The organism is Streptomyces sp. NPDC005648 (genome assembly GCF_040605395.1).
GTDB lineage: Bacteria > Actinomycetota > Actinomycetes > Streptomycetales > Streptomycetaceae > Streptomyces.
In genome coordinates this window covers 16,960-31,315 of the sequence record NZ_JBEXCS010000068.1, presented here as the reverse complement: position 1 = coordinate 31,315, position 14,356 = coordinate 16,960, and the positions used below count along the sequence as shown (strand labels likewise).

At 72.8% G+C, this 14,356-nt stretch carries 11 protein-coding genes and 2 pseudogenes; 10 read left to right on the top strand and 3 right to left on the bottom strand.

The window, feature by feature from the left end; translation table 11 throughout:
* Positions 1-458: 458 nt before the first annotated feature.
* Complete coding sequence (locus ABZT17_RS31490; RefSeq protein ID WP_356353773.1) at positions 459-1,106, top strand: ScbR family autoregulator-binding transcription factor; 648 nt, start codon at positions 459-461, stop codon at positions 1,104-1,106.
* Between the two features lie 126 nt (positions 1,107-1,232).
* Positions 1,233-2,402: a damage-control phosphatase ARMT1 family protein gene (locus ABZT17_RS31485; RefSeq protein WP_356353771.1), complete on the top strand. Its 1,170-nt coding sequence runs from the start codon at positions 1,233-1,235 to the stop codon at positions 2,400-2,402.
* Positions 2,403-2,424: 22 nt separating this feature from the next.
* On the opposite strand, the pseudogene ABZT17_RS31480 reads toward ABZT17_RS31485, so the two are convergent.
* Positions 2,425-2,667, bottom strand: a pseudogene (locus tag ABZT17_RS31480) (hypothetical protein); the annotation flags it as partial.
* A gap of 289 nt (positions 2,668-2,956) precedes the next feature.
* On the opposite strand from ABZT17_RS31480, the gene cyc2 reads away from it, so the two are divergent.
* From cyc2 to ABZT17_RS31455, 5 genes and pseudogenes are all read left to right on the top strand, one after another.
* The gene (gene cyc2, locus ABZT17_RS31475) at positions 2,957-5,116 is read left to right on the top strand and encodes a germacradienol/geosmin synthase Cyc2 (protein WP_356353770.1); all 2,160 of its coding nucleotides are present in this window, start codon (positions 2,957-2,959) and stop codon (positions 5,114-5,116) included.
* Between the two features lie 26 nt (positions 5,117-5,142).
* A pseudogene (locus tag ABZT17_RS31470) lies at positions 5,143-5,373 on the top strand (hypothetical protein); the annotation flags it as partial.
* A 90-nt stretch (positions 5,374-5,463) separates the two neighbouring features.
* Complete coding sequence (locus ABZT17_RS31465) at positions 5,464-6,048, top strand: PDZ domain-containing protein (RefSeq protein ID WP_356353768.1); 585 nt, start codon at positions 5,464-5,466, stop codon at positions 6,046-6,048.
* A gap of 276 nt (positions 6,049-6,324) precedes the next feature.
* Positions 6,325-7,452: an aminopeptidase P family protein gene (locus tag ABZT17_RS31460; protein WP_356353767.1), complete on the top strand. Its 1,128-nt coding sequence runs from the start codon at positions 6,325-6,327 to the stop codon at positions 7,450-7,452.
* Between the two features lie 45 nt (positions 7,453-7,497).
* Positions 7,498-8,460, top strand: a complete 963-nt coding sequence (locus ABZT17_RS31455) for an aminoglycoside phosphotransferase family protein (protein ID WP_356353766.1) — start codon at positions 7,498-7,500, stop codon at positions 8,458-8,460.
* 96 nt (positions 8,461-8,556) lie between these two features.
* Here ABZT17_RS31455 and treZ read toward each other — a convergent pair whose 3' ends face one another.
* On the bottom strand, positions 8,557-10,302 hold the full coding sequence (gene treZ / locus ABZT17_RS31450; RefSeq protein ID WP_356353764.1) for a malto-oligosyltrehalose trehalohydrolase: 1,746 nt from the start codon (positions 10,300-10,302) through the stop codon (positions 8,557-8,559).
* Positions 10,303-10,474: 172 nt separating this feature from the next.
* Between treZ and ABZT17_RS31445 the strand changes: the two genes are divergently transcribed.
* The 3 genes from ABZT17_RS31445 to ABZT17_RS31435 all read left to right on the top strand — a co-directional run bounded on the left by ABZT17_RS31445 (position 10,475) and on the right by ABZT17_RS31435 (position 12,968).
* Positions 10,475-11,026 (top strand): DUF1707 and FHA domain-containing protein, encoded by a 552-nt coding sequence (locus tag ABZT17_RS31445; RefSeq protein WP_356353762.1) that lies wholly within the window; start codon positions 10,475-10,477, stop codon positions 11,024-11,026.
* 158 nt (positions 11,027-11,184) lie between these two features.
* Positions 11,185-12,549, top strand: a complete 1,365-nt coding sequence (locus ABZT17_RS31440; protein WP_356353760.1) for a M14 family zinc carboxypeptidase — start codon at positions 11,185-11,187, stop codon at positions 12,547-12,549.
* Positions 12,546-12,968 (top strand): SSI family serine proteinase inhibitor, encoded by a 423-nt coding sequence (locus ABZT17_RS31435; RefSeq protein ID WP_356353758.1) that lies wholly within the window; start codon positions 12,546-12,548, stop codon positions 12,966-12,968. Before ABZT17_RS31440 ends, ABZT17_RS31435 begins: the two co-directional genes overlap by 4 nt.
* A 121-nt stretch (positions 12,969-13,089) precedes the next feature.
* On the opposite strand, the gene ABZT17_RS31430 is transcribed toward ABZT17_RS31435, so the two are convergent.
* On the bottom strand, positions 13,090-14,340 hold the full coding sequence (locus ABZT17_RS31430; protein ID WP_356353755.1) for a M14 family zinc carboxypeptidase: 1,251 nt from the start codon (positions 14,338-14,340) through the stop codon (positions 13,090-13,092).
* Positions 14,341-14,356 lie beyond the last annotated feature (16 nt).

Genomic DNA, 14,356 nt, shown 5'->3' with positions numbered 1-14,356 from the left:
ACGTCTCCTCGGCCGGCGCGGAACGGGTGCTCCCGTGGAGTACGGCAAGAAAGCCGCCCGTGTTCACCGTGCGACGAGCGGGGCCGTGCGGGGTCGTGCGGGGCCGAGCGGGCACTTCCCGCCGACGGCTGAACCCATGGGGCCGGCCAGTCGGTATCGTTGAAAAGAAAACGGTTGCCTCGTACGCTTTCGCTCGCTGATGCAAATACTCCGCCGTCCAGGCCTCTCTGACGGGGTGACACGTGTCCTCACGGGCTGCCCCGGCCCCGAAGGGTCACTCAACTCCCTTACGGGCAAGCCGAGTCGGCGGTCTTCGGGTGCACCGTGGACGCCGCCGCACGGTGAGATATCGTGTACGGGGAGTAAGAAACAAATGGCTTGCCCCGTTCTATCCAGTCCCGGGAGGGTTCAGGTCTTTCCCAGGAGTGTTCGGTTCCGGTCCCAGGAGTGTTCAGTCGATGGCGAGGCAGTTACGGGCCGAACAGACCCGCGCGACGATCATCACAGCCGCAGCAGACCTGTTCGACCGTCACGGCTACGAATCGACCAGCCTGAGTGACATCGTCGAGCACGCCCAGGTCACCAAGGGTGCCCTGTACTTCCACTTCGCGGCGAAGGAGGACCTGGCGCACGCCATCATGGAACTCCAGTCCCGGGCCTCGCGCCAGGTGACGAGCGAGCTGGAGGGGCGCGGCTACTCCTCCCTGGAGACCCTGATGCGCATCACGTTCGGCATCTCGCGCCTCTCCGTCGAGGGCCCGATACAGCGCGCCGGACTACGCCTGGCGACCGGCCCGGTCGAGGTTCGGCCGCCGCTAGCCCACCCGTTCACCGAGTGGCGCGACCTTGCCTCCCGCAAACTCCATGGTGCCGTCAAGGAGTCCGACGTCCACCCGGACATCGACATCGAGGCCACCGCCCACGCCCTCGTCAGCTGGTTCGTGGGCACCCGCGTCGTCGGCCGCACACTCGAACCCGTCGCCCGCCAGCCCCGCCGGGTCGCCGAGATGTGGCACGTCATGATCCGCGGCCTGGTCCCGGTGACCCGCCGCGCCCGCTATCTCAGCCTGGCCGCCCGCCTGGAGCGGGAGCCCGGAACCGCCTGATACACCGGACGGCGAAGGGCGTCCACAGCCCCGTCCGGACCGCGCGTCCGCGGAAACATGCGCGTCGCACACGGGTGCGCCGTGCGGCGACGGAACCCGCGCAGGCCGCGCGATACGGTGATGCGCATGTCCCACGCCCCGTTCGCGCCCGTGATCCTCGGCAACGAGCCGGGCTCCTTCCCGCACAGCGTCCTCGCCGAACGGCACCCCGCGATCATCCGGCAGGTACGGCAGGCCTTCCCGTACGACCCCACCCGGCACCGCGCGCTCGACGCGCTCCTCGACAGCTGCGCCAAGGGCGTGATCGAACCGCTTTCCGCCGATGCGCACGACCGCGACCGCTGGGCGGCCTGGGGCCTCGCGGAGCACACCGGCCGCTCCTGGTACGACGTCCCCTGGCTCTGGTCGGAGAGCTATTTCTACCGCCGACTCCTCGACGCTGTCGGCTACTTCGCCCCCGGCCCCTGGCAGGGCATCGACCCCTTCCGCCCGTCCAAGCTCGCCGAACTGGCCACCTCGGAGACGGACGAGGAGCTGACCGCGCTGGACGATCTCCGCACCGAGGACGCGGGTCGGGCCCTTCTGCACGGCTCCCTCTGGGGCAACCGCGCCGACCTCGGCTTCCGTCTCTCCGACGCGACCGCCGGCACGGCTCAGGCCGCCCCCGGCCTGGTCGCCGACGACAGCGCCACCCTGTGGTCCCTGCTCCCGCCCGCCGGCGCGGGCGTCCTGCATCTGATCGCCGACAACGCGGCCCGCGAACTCATCCCCGACCTCCTGCTGATCGCTCACCTCCTCGACAGCGGGCGTGCACGGCGCGCGGTCCTGCATGTGAAGCCGTATCCCTACTACGTCTCCGACGCGACCATGGCGGACGTGCTCGACGCGCTGCGCCGGCTGAACGAGGCGCCGGGCGCCGCTTCCTCGTACGGACGCACGCTCTGGTCGGCTTTGACCGACGGCCGGCTCGCCGTCCACGCACACCCGTTCTTCTGCGCCCCGCTGCCGTACGCGGAGATGCCCGCGGACCTCCGTGAGCAATTCGCCGGCGCCACCCTGACGGTGGTGAAGGGCGACCTCAACTACCGCCGCCTGGTGGGGGATCGCCGCTGGCCCCCGACCACCTCCTTCGCCGAGGTCACCGCCCACTTCCCGGGCCCGGTGGCCGCCCTGCGCACACTCAAGTCCGATGTGATCACCGGCTTGGACACGGAGACGGAGACCGCGTTGGTGGCGGCCGAGGGACAGCGATGGCGGACGGGCGGGACGCATGCGCTGGTACAGGTGCGGGCGTAGGCGCGCCTTCGTGTCATGAGCCTCAAGTGACCTGCACCGGCAGTGACTTGAGCCCGTTGATGAAGTTCGAGGCCAGCCGTCTCGCGGGCCCCGCCGCCCGCAGCACCGGGAACGCCAGCGGTGCCTCCCCGTACAGCACCCGCAGCTGCAGGCGTGCGTGCGGATGCCGGCGAAGCAACTCGTCGACCAGTGAGGGCAGTTCGACCTCGCCGGCCCGCAGAAGGGCGTAGGCGTCGGGGTGTTCGGCCAGGGCGAGCAGTCCGCCGGTGCGTTGATTCGGGCAACCGATTTCGTGTTTCTCCGAAGGCCGGGGTTCGACGCTCGAGGCCCTGGGCAACGTAACCCCCCCTCTGCGCCGCCGTGGCCGGAAACCGGGCGGACCGTAGCCGAGCCTGTCGGTCCGGGCCCCGCCACCACGAAACCGCGCACCCCGTTTTCGGATTGCCGGATTCGAATTCCGGGTCGAGTTCCGGAATCGCCCTTGATTCACGCGATGGTGTGATCATGTCCGGGCCCGCGGATGGCGTCATGGACGCGCGGGTAGGGCCCCGGCCATGACGCAGCAGCCCTTCGAACTCCCGCACTTCTACATGCCGTATCCCGCGCGGCTCAACCCCCATGTCGACGAGGCGCGCGCCCACTCGACCGAATGGGCGCGCGAGATGGGCATGCTGGAGGGGTCCGGGATCTGGGAGCAGTCCGACCTCGACGCACACGACTACGGACTGCTCTGCGCCTACACCCATCCCGACTGCGACGGCCCCGCGCTCTCGCTGATCACCGACTGGTACGTGTGGGTCTTCTTCTTCGACGACCACTTCCTGGAGATCTTCAAGCGCACCCAGGACCGCGCCGGTGGCAAGGCCTATCTGGACCGGCTGCCGCTGTTCATGCCCCTCGACCTGTCAACTCCCGTACCGGAGCCCCAGAACCCGGTGGAGGCGGGCCTCGCGGACCTGTGGGCGCGCACCGTGCCGTCGATGTCGGTGGACTGGCGGCGCCGCTTCGCCACGGCGACCGAGCATCTTCTCAACGAGTCCCTGTGGGAGCTCTCCAACATCAACGAGGGGCGGATCGCCAACCCCGTCGAGTACATCGAGATGCGCCGCAAGGTGGGCGGCGCGCCCTGGTCGGCGGGGCTCGTGGAGTACGCCACCGCCGAAGTCCCGGCGTCCGTGGCCGGGGCGAGGCCGCTGCGGGTCCTCATGGAGACTTTCTCCGACGCCGTGCACCTGCGCAACGACCTGTTCTCCTACCAGCGCGAGGTCGAGGAGGAGGGCGAGAACAGCAACGGCGTGCTCGTCCTGGAGACCTTCTTCGGCTGCACCACCCAGGAGGCCGCCGACACCGTCAACGACGTCCTGACCTCCCGCCTCCACCAGTTCGAGCACACCGCGCTCACCGAGGTGCCCGCGCTCGCCCTGGAGAAGGGCCTCACCCCGCCGGAGGTCACCGCGGTGGCCAAGTACACCCAGGGACTGCAGGACTGGCAGTCGGGCGGCCACGAGTGGCACATGCGCTCCAGCCGCTATATGAACGCCCGCGCGCGGTCCACCCGTCCCTGGCACGGACTCACGGGCCCGGGCACCTCCGCCGCCGACGTCGGCGCGCTGCTCGCGTCGGCCGGCGCCGAGCGCCTGCGCGCCTACACGCATGTGCCGTACCAGAGGGTGGGCCCCTCGCTGCTGCCCGACTTCCACATGCCCTTCCAGGTGGAGCTGAGCCCGCACCTGGACGCGGCCCGCCCCCGGCTGACCGCCTGGATGCACGCCATGGGCATGCTCCAGGAGGGTGTCTGGGACGAGGACCGGCTCGCCGCGGCCGACCTGCCCCTGTGCGCCGCAGGCCTCGATCCGGACGCCAGTCCCGAGGCGCTCGACCTCGGTTCGCAGTGGCTCGCCTGGGGGACCTACGGCGACGACTACTATCCGCTCGTCTTCGGCAACCGCCGCGATCTGGCCGCCGCCCGGCTCACCACCCGGCGCCTGGCCGAGTGCATGCCCATCGACGGCGCGCAGACCGTCGTCCCGCTCAACGGCATGGAGCGCGGCCTGATCGACCTGTGGGCGCGCACCACGGCCGGGATGACGCCGGACCAGCGGCGCGCGGTGCGGGACTCGGTCGACGTGATGACCGAGAGCTGGGTGTGGGAACTCGCCAACCAGCTCCAGAACCGCATCCCCGACCCGGTCGACTACCTGGAGATGCGCCGGGCCACCTTCGGCTCCGACCTCACCCTGAGCCTGGCCCGCATGGGCCACGGCCCCGCCGTACCGCCGGAGGTCTACCGCAGCGGCCCCGTGCGTTCGCTGGAGAACGCGGCCATCGACTACGGCATGCTCATCAACGACGTCTTCTCCTACCAGAAGGAGATCGAGTACGAGGGCGAGCTCCACAACGCGATCCTCGTCGTCCAGAACTTCTTCGGCGTCGACTACCCGACCGCCCTGTCCGTCGTCCACGATCTGATGACCCAGCGCATGCGGCAGTTCGAGCATGTCGCGGCCAACGAACTCCCGGTCGTCTACGACGATTTCGCCCTCTCCGACGAGGCCCGCGAGGTCATGCGCGACTATGTCGCCGACCTCCAGAACTGGATGGCCGGCATCCTCAACTGGCACCGGAAGGTCGACCGTTACAAGCCCGAGTACCTGTCCCGCCGCACCCACACCTTCCTCCCGGACCGCTCACCGGCACAGCCTCTCGCCGGCTGATATCCCGTCACTTCGGTGGACGTGCCCACCAGGCGGTGCAGTGGTGGTACCGCGACCACGCCATGAACATCACCCGGTGGAACGTGCGGACGGGCCTGTACGGCACCTACCTCGTGCGCGACGCCGAGGTGTACGCCGCCTGGTACCGCTTCCGGCTGGTCAACGCGTCCAACGCGCGCATCCACAGCCTCGTCCTGGTCGACTTCGACGCCGCGCTGCCGACCCCGACCGCGGCCCCGGCTGAGCGGTTCGACCTGGATACCCGTCCTTGACCGGCGGTCAGTCTCACTCGTTCGTGGCTCGTCGTGTGCCGGGGCGCAGGGTAGGGCTCCTGCCGGAGGCGAGACATGGAACAGACTGCGTTGCGTCCGAAGCCGATGCCCGGCCGGGACCCCGGTGGCCCCACCGGGCCCCGGCCCACCGCCCGGCGACCGCACGCCGCGCGACGGCGCGGGCGCCGGCTCAGGGCCGCGCTGTTCGCGCTGTCCGTGGGAACCGTCCTGGTGCTGACCGGAGTGGGCCTGGGCACCGTCGGCGCCACGGTGATCGGCATGAGCAAACTCGCCGACCTGCAACGCCGGGCCCAGCCCCGGACCGCCCCCTCGGCCCACCCCGGCGCCTCGCCACGACCCACCGCCCCGACCGCGCCCGCGTCACCGGCACCTCCCGCCGCGACCCTCGGCCTGGAGGCCGTCGACGCGCCGAAGGCCGGCGCCCTGATCGTCGGCGTCCACGTGCCCGGCCCCGGCTACACGGCGGGCCTGGTCCGCGGCGATGTGCTCCTGGCCTTCGGCCGGACGCGCGTCGACACGGCCGCCGACCTCGCCCGAGCCGTCGCCCACGCCCGCCCCGGCACCGAGGTGACCCTCACGATCCGCCACCGGAGCGGCGGCTACCAGCAGCTGACCGCCGTACCGGGTGTCGTCACATGACCGGATGCCGCAGGACGCCGTCGGACGACCGGACGGCGTCACAGGACCGGCCGGCGCATGTGCTGCCTGCCGCGGCCCGTGCCGGAAGGTGCCCCGCACCCGCGTACCGCTGCTCCGGTGCGTCCGCCCAGGGCCTGCTGCCCTGGCCCGGAGAGCCGATGTCATGGCGGCCGCGGGGTCCGAAAGATCCGCAGACCGGTCGCGCGGGCCCTCCCGTACGGGCAGGATGCTGCCCGTAGTCCCTTGTGGTCCCCTCACCCGCCCCGGGAGGCCCGGATGACCGGCAGCACGCCCGCGCCCTTCACCGCCGACGACTACCGGGCCCGTATGGACCGCGCGGCGCGCGCGGCGGCCGACGCGGGGCTCGCCGGGCTCCTCGTGGCCCCGGGCCCCGACCTGGTCTGGCTGACCGGCTACGCGCCCACCGCGGCCACCGAACGCCTCACCCTGCTGGTCATCGCCCATGGACGTGCCCCCGTCCTCGTCGTCCCCACCCTGGAGGCCCCCGACGCCGCGAAGGCGGCCGGCGCCCCCGCCCTGCACCTGCGCGACTGGACCGACGGCAAGGACCCCTACGCCGCCACCGCCGCCCTCCTCGACGTGGACGGCCGCTTCGGCGTCAGCGACAACGCCTGGGCGATGCACCTGCTCGGCCTGCAGCGGGCCCTGCCCGGCACCGGTTACGCCTCCCTCACCGAGGCCCTGCCGATGCTGCGCGCCGTCAAGGACGCCGCGGAACTCGAACTCATGGCCGCCGCGGGCGCCGCCGCCGACCAGGCGTTCGAGGAGATCCGCGACGTTCCCTTCGCCGGCCGCAGGGAGTCCGACGTGGGCGCCGATCTGGCCGGTCTGCTGCGGCGGTTCGGCCACTCCCAGGTCGACTTCACCATCGTCGCCTCCGGCCCGAACGGCGCCAACCCGCACCACGAGGTCGGCGACCGCGTCATCGAGCGCGGCGACATGGTCGTCCTCGACTTCGGCGGCCTCAAGGACGGCTACGGCTCCGACACCTCCCGCACCGTCCACGTCGGCGAACCCACCGACGAGGAACGCCGGGTGCACGACCTGGTCCGCGAGGCCCAGGAGGCGGGCTTCAGGGCGGTCGAGCCCGGCGTCCCCTGCCAGGAGGTCGACCGGGCCGCCCGCGCGGTCATCGCGGACGCCGGCTACGGCGACTACTTCATCCACCGCACCGGGCACGGCATCGGCGTCACCACGCACGAGCCGCCGTACATGATCGAGGGCGAACTGCAGCCCCTCGTCCCCGGCATGTGCTTCTCCGTGGAACCCGGCGTCTATCTGCCCGGCCGCTTCGGGGTGCGCATCGAGGACATCGTGACGGTCACCGAGGACGGCGGGCGCCGCCTCAACGACACCGACCGCGAGATGGTCATAGTGGACTGAGCGACGCAGGAGCCCCGCACACCCCCGAGCGACAACGGCGCGACCATGACCCAGGCACCGACACCCACCGCGGACACCGTCCGCCGACTGGTCAGTTCCCTGCTCAAGGAGGGCACGAAAGGCGGCGCCGGCGCCGGCGGACTCGAGGTGCGGCCCGTCGTGGAGGGTGGCGAGCACTCCACCTGGTGGGTCGGCGGCCGGCATGTCCTGCGGCTCGCCCCGGACCGCGAGGCCGCCCTGCGCCAGCGCCGTGAGCTGCGGCTGCGCGACCTCGTGCGGCCGCAGCTGCCCCTCGCCGTGCCGACCAGCGTCGCGCACGGCGAGTGGGCGCCCGGGCTGACGTACACGCTCGACATCGTGGTGCCCGGCGGCACGGCCGAGGAGCACGACGTGTCCGCCGTCGGCGAGGCCGACCTCGCGGGGCTGCTCACCGGGCTGCGCGAGGTGCCCGCCCGGCAGGCCGAGGCGCTCGGCGCACCGCGCACCGCCCCACGCTCCCTGGAGGCCCTGCGCAAGGCCGCCGAGCGGGCCGCCGGGCGCCTCGCCGCGGCCGACGAGTTCGACCCGGCCCGTCTCCACCAGCTCAGCTCCCCGGCCGCCGTCCAGCTCGCCGCGCAGCCGGGCACCGCGGTCCTCGTCCACCACGACCTCCGGGGCGAACACCTCGTGGTCAGCGCCGACGGCCGGGTGCGCGGAGTCCTGGACTGGACCGGCGCGGCCGTCGGCGACCCCGCCGAGGACATCGCCGGCCTGGCGATCGCCGTCGGCTCCCCGGCGGCCGTCCGCGCCGCCACCCTCGCGGGTTACGCCGCCCGCCCCTGTCTGCGCGGCCTGTGGCTGGCCCGCTGCGACACCGTGATCCGCCTGGCCGGTCACCTGGACAACCGGTCCGACCGTGACAAGGGCGCGCTGCCGCTGCTGCGGCTGCAACTGCGCCGCGCCTGGGAAGCCATCCTCCTGGAGCGGGTCACGGAGCTGCGGGAGGACGACCCGGACGAGGAGCCGTAGACGACGTGCCGTGGGCGGCTGGGCGCCGCGGACAGCGGGCAACCTCGGTACTCGGACGGGGGCGCGCAACCGTTCACGCGATGTGCGCGGCCCGGCTCAGCTCTGCAGCAGCACCACACTCGACTCCCCGGGCACATGCAGCACCCCGTCCGGTCCCGGCGCGTCCACCGGCTCCCACGCGGCCAGTACGCGCGCGTGGCGCGGCCCCAGGGGGATCGCTGCCGGTGCCTTCGCGAGGTTCACGGCGACGCGGACGTCCCCGCGCCGGAACGCCAGCCAGCGCTCCTGCTCGTCGTGGGCCACCTTGGTGTCGGAGAGGTCCGGGTCGGTGAGGTCGGGCTGTTCCCGGCGGAGCGCGAGGAGTCGGCGGTACCAGTCGAGCACGCGCGCGTGTGGTTCGTTCTCCGGCTCGCTCCAGTCGAGGCAGGAGCGGTCGCGGGTCGCGGGGTCCTGCGGGTCCGGCACATCCTCCTCGGCCCAGCCGTGCGCCGCGAACTCCCGCCGCCTGCCCCGCCGTACGGCCTCCGCGAGCTCCGGATCGGTGTGGTCGGTGAAGAACTGCCAGGGGGTGGCGGCGGCCCACTCCTCGCCCATGAACAGCATCGGGGTGAAGGGCGCGGTCAGGGTGAGGGTCGCGGCGCACGCCAGGAGGCCGGGGGAGAGGGTCGCCGAGAGCCGGTCGCCCTGCGCCCGGTTGCCCACCTGGTCGTGCGTCTGGCTGTACCCGAGCAGCCGGTGCCCGGCCACCCGCGATCGGTCCAGGGGACGCCCGTGGTGCCGGCCCCGGAAGCTCGAATAGGTGCCGTCGTGGAAGTAGCCCCCGGTGAGCGTCTTGGCGACCGAGGCCAGCGGGGAGCGCCCGAAGTCGGCGTAGTAGCCCTGCGACTCGCCGGTCAGCGCGGTGTGCAGGGCGTGGTGGAAGTCGTCGTTCCACTGCGCGTCCAGACCGAACCCGCCCTCCGCGCGCGGGGTGATCAGCCGCGGGTCGTTCAGATCGGACTCGGCGATCAGGAACAGCGTCCGGCCCAGGTCGGCCGAGAGCGCGTCGACGGCCGTCGAGAGTTCCTCCAGGAAGTGGCACGCGCGGGTGTCCGCCAGCGCGTGCACCGCGTCGAGCCGCAGCCCGTCGATCCGGTAGTCCCGCAGCCACGCGAGAGCGCTCTCGCGCAGATAGGCGCGCACCTCGTCCGACCCCGGCGCGTCCAGGTTCACGGCGGAGCCCCACGGCGTGTGGTGCGTGTCCGTGAAGTACGGCCCGAACGCGGGCAGGTAGTTGCCGGACGGCCCCAGATGGTTGTGCACGACGTCCAGGACCACCCCGAGACCGAGCTCGTGCGCCCGGTCGACGAACCGTTTCAGCGCCTCCGGGCCGCCGTACGGCTCGTGCACGGCCCACAGCGAGACGCCCTCGTACCCCCAGCCGTGCCGCCCCGGGAACGGGCAGAGGGGCATCAACTCGACGTGGGTGACGCCCAGTTCGACCAGATGCCCGAGCCGCCCGGCGGCCGCGTCCAGGGTGCCCTCAGGCGTGTACGTGCCCACATGCAGCTCGTACAGCACCGCGCCCGGCAGCGGGCGCCCCGCCCATTCGGTGCGCCACGCGTGGCGCCCGTGGTCGACGACCGCGCTCAGCCCGTCCGGGCCGTCCGGCTGCCGGCGCGAGCGCGGGTCCGGCAGCACCGGGCCGTCGTCCACCGCGAAGCCGTACCGAGAGCCGTCCGACGCCTCCGCCTCGCCCCGCCACCAGCCCTCCCGGTCCGGATCGCGCTCCAAGGCGCGCGTGGCGCCGTCGCACTGGAGCGTCACTCGGCCGGCCTGCGGTGCCCACACCTCGAACTGCACGGACGGTCCCCTTCGTCTGCTCACCGTGATGTAGCCCGTCCATGGTGCTTCAAACGAGATCAAATGGCTTTTGAATCCGCCCTTTTACGGCGGGTGTCGTCGGGCACGCGCGAGGGGCGGGCGTTTTCTCGTTTTCTGGACACCCGGGGTTGACTGACCGACAATCACCAACGTGACGTCGTCCTTCGAGTTCAACACGTACCCCGCGCGGCTGTCCGACGCGGAGCGCGACAAGGCGCTGCAGGTGCTGCGTGACGGCGTCGCGATGGGCCGGCTGTCCCACGACACGTTCATCCGCAGGATGGAGCTGGCCCTGGCCGCCCGCCGTTCGGAGGAGCTCGTCGCCCTCACCGCCGACCTGCCCCAGGAGAACCGCCTGGCGCGCATGGTGTTCGGCACCGTGGAGGCCGTCTCCGGCTTCACCGTACGACTGCGCAGGGCCTGGCAGGCCGAGCGGCTGCCCAAGCTGCTGCTGCCGCACCCGTCGGGCGGCCATCCGCTGAGGATCGGTCGGGATCCGGCCAACGGGCTGCGCCTGACCCACGAGACGGTCTCGCGGGTGCACGCCGAGCTCAGCCGCCAGGGCGGGATGTGGGTGCTGCGGGACCTGGGTTCCACCAACGGGACGACGGTGAACGGCAGGCGGGTCATCGGCGCCGCCGTCGTCCGCGAGGGTGACCAGGTCGGCTTCGGGCGGATGGCGTTCCGCCTCGCCGTCGGCTGAGCCGACTGAGTCCCGCCTTAGCTTTGGCCTGAACATGACACGGCGTTGACCTGGTGTGATGGCGCAAATCCCTTTCCTCCCCGCGGTGTTGACGTACCCCCCAACTCGTGACTGACTGTGCGTACGCCATGTACGTCAGGTGAACCGACGGCACCGCATTGTGGAGGTGTGCCCTGCCGCCCCTCCTCCGCTACCCGACCGTCGACGAACTCGGCGCCCGGGCCGCAGCACTCGTCGCGCGCCGCCCCCGGGACGCCCGTCTGCGCCGGGTCGGCACCTCCCGCGCGGGCACTCCCATGTGGCTGCTTTCCGTCGGTCACGGCAGCCGTCAGGCCCTCGTCGTCGCCGGCCCGCACGCCAACGAACCCGTCGGCGGGGCCACCGTGCTGCGCCTGGCCGAACGGGCCCTGGCCGACCCGCGCTTCACCGAGGGCGCCGACGCCACCTGGAACCTGCTGCTCTCCCTGGACCCCGACGGCCTGCGCCGCAACGAGGGCTGGCTGACGGGCCCGTACACCCTCGGCCGCTACTTCCGGAACTTCTTCCGGCCCGGCTTCCTCGAACAGCCCGAGTGGCTGCCCGACGGCGCGGCCGGCGCCGCCCTGCCGGAGACCCGCACCCTGCTCGACCTCCAGGACGAACTGCGGCCCTTCCTGCAGTGCTCGCTGCACGGCGTGGACGTCGGCGGCGGCTTCGTCGAGCTCACCCACGACCTGCCCGGCATCGACCGGCGCGTCGCCCACACCGCCGCCCGCCTCGGCATCCCGCGCGAACTCGGCCCCTACGACACCCTGTACTGGCCGAGCCTGGGCCCCGCCGTCTACCGCATCCCGCCGCCCCGCATCGGCGACCTGGCCGCCGCCATCACCGAGGCGGCCGTCGAGTCGACCTGGTACCACCCCTACCGGCACGGCACGGTGACCGCGATCGTGGAGGCACCCATGTGGGGCGTGGCGGCCGTGGAGGACGGCTCCCCGCCCGCGGACGCCGCCGGGGTGCTGCGCACCGTCAGCCACACCCTGCGGCACGACACTCGGCTCCTGGAGCGGCTCCTGGTGCGGCTGCGGCCGCACCTCGCGGACGTGCCCGACGCGGGCCGTCTGCTCGCCCCGGTGGACGACTATTTACTGGTCTGCCCCGGGCTCGCCGACACCTGGGACCCCGACGTCGCCGACGGGGCGCGTCCGCTGCCCCCCATGAGCACCGCCCACCTCGCCGCCCTGCGCATCGCCGGCCGGCGGCTCGCGCTGCGCACGGCGGGACTGCTGCACCAGCTGGTCAGGGCCGCCGGCCGCGATCCGGCGGGTGTGCTGCCGGACCTGGACCGGCTCGTCGACGAGTGGTGCGCCGACTACCGCGAGGGCTGCGGGGCGCGCTGGATCCCCGTCGCCCGCCAGGTCGAGTACCAGTCCCGGGTGGTGCTCGCCGCCTTCGAGCTCGCCGGGCGGTACGCCCCCGCGTGCTCCCGTTCGGGTGAGTCGGGGTGGGGTTCCGAGGCCGTCGTGCCGATGCATCGGGAATGACGATCAGCACCACAGCGAAAGCGGTACGAGGCGGGCTGCTGGCGGCCGCCCTCCTCCTCACCGGCGCCGCCCCGGCGCAGGCCGCGGCCGAGGCCTCCTTCCCGGTCTCGGGCGACTACCTCTATCTGACGGTCACCACGGGCGACGCCCGCTCCAGCGACACCCGCGGCACCCTGCTCCTGTGCGACCCGCCCCAGGGGCATCTGCACGCGGCCGAGGCCTGCGCGGAACTGACGACGGCGAAGGGCGACATCGCCGCCCTCCCGGCGAAGGACACCCTCTGCCCGATGGTCTACGCGCCGGTGAGCGTGCACGCGCGCGGCGAGTGGGGCGGCCGGCAGGTCGAGTACGCCCAGACCTTCTCCAACGGCTGCGTGATGGCGGCTCGCACGGGATCGGTGTTCGCCCTCGACGGCTGACGGAGGGGGTGCGGGGGCGGGGTACGGCGGTGGGCCGCACGCGCGTGCGTGTGCGTGTGCGTGTGCGCGTGCGGGGCGAGGGTGCAGCGCACGCGCGTGCGTGCCCGTGCGGCCCGGTCGTTCAGGTCGCCCTGTCGCGGGCGTGGAGTGCGGCCGCGAGGACCGTGCGGGACTGGTGCTCGACCTGGTGCTCCAGCGGGACCCAGCGGGCGCGGAAGCGTTCCGCGAAGGAGTCGCTCCAGGTGGCCACCAGGCGCTCCAGACGCGGGGCCGCGCGGTCGTCGGTCTCCCGCAGGACCCGCAGCAGCATCGCCGCCGCCCGCAATGGCAGCCGGCGCCCGAACGCGTCCACGCTGCCTACGTACGCCATCGTGTTGTCGGCGGGCGGTGTGTGCATCCAGTCCGCCGCCAGCCCCGGCACCAGTTCCAGCGCCCACCTCGCCGCCCGCAGCAGCGGCCCGTCGACGCCTTCCAGCCGCGGCAGCGCGTCCACCAGCACCCGCTCCACCTCCAGGCCGTCCCGCAGCAGCCGGCGGGCGAGCCGCCGTATCGCCGCCGCCGGGGCGGGATGCGGCGCCGGGTCGTCCACCAGGTCGCTCGCCCACATCGGCACCTCCACCACGGCCGTCAGCCCGCCGTGGCGGTGGGTGGCGTACCAGGTGCTCTGCCGCGCGTCGTCCGGCATGCTCGGGTACGCCGCGCCCGCCCCGGGGGAGGGCATCACATGCACCCCGGGCCCGGACGCCGACCAGCCCGCGGCGTCCGAGGCGCCCGTCTCCACCGGGATGTGCAGCTGCGCCGCGGACTTGGCGAACGGTTCCGCGAGACCCGGTATGTCCCTGGTCAGCTGCACCCAGCTGCCGCCGAGATCCGTCCCGTGCAGTGTCGCCTGGAGGTAGGGGCGCAGCTCGTCGATGACCCGGATCAGCGCCTGTGTCTCCGGGGGCAGCCGGTCGGGCGGCAGCACCGCCGGCGACCACTCCGGCTGCTCCTCGGCGGCCGGCCGGAAGAAACCGAGGTGGTAGTCGAGCAGACTGCGCGGCGCCGGAGTGATGTGCAGGCTCGCGCCGTCCGGGTCGGCGCACAGCAGGAAGTGCCAGGACGTGTCGGTGCGCAACTCCCTCTCCCGCAGCACCCGTTCGGCCAGCGCGAGGAGGGTCGCCCCGCCGGTCGGCTCGTTGGCGTGGGCGCCGGCGACGACCAGCACGGCACGGCGGGCGTGTCCCACCGACAGCAGGCGCAGGGGTCTGCCCGCGCGGGAGACACCCACCTGCCTCAGCGTGCACAGGCCCGGCCGGTGCGCGGCCAGGGCCTCCGCGGACGAGACGAGTTGGGTCACGGTGGGGTAGCGCAGCTCCGGCAGGAGACTCACCCCCGTCACGTCCGCC

Excerpts from the sequence above, each read along its gene's own strand:
- ABZT17_RS31455 (WP_356353766.1), top strand. The coding sequence starts at position 7,498 with ATGACCCAGGCACCGACACCCACCGCGGACACCGTCCGCCGACTGGTC.
- ABZT17_RS31460 (WP_356353767.1), top strand. The coding sequence starts at position 6,325 with ATGACCGGCAGCACGCCCGCGCCCTTCACCGCCGACGACTACCGGGCC.
- ABZT17_RS31435 (WP_356353758.1), top strand. The coding sequence starts at position 12,546 with ATGACGATCAGCACCACAGCGAAAGCGGTACGAGGCGGGCTGCTGGCG.
- cyc2 (WP_356353770.1), top strand. The coding sequence starts at position 2,957 with ATGACGCAGCAGCCCTTCGAACTCCCGCACTTCTACATGCCGTATCCC.
- ABZT17_RS31485 (WP_356353771.1), top strand. The coding sequence starts at position 1,233 with ATGTCCCACGCCCCGTTCGCGCCCGTGATCCTCGGCAACGAGCCGGGC.
- ABZT17_RS31490 (WP_356353773.1), top strand. The coding sequence starts at position 459 with ATGGCGAGGCAGTTACGGGCCGAACAGACCCGCGCGACGATCATCACA.
- ABZT17_RS31465 (WP_356353768.1), top strand. The coding sequence starts at position 5,464 with ATGGAACAGACTGCGTTGCGTCCGAAGCCGATGCCCGGCCGGGACCCC.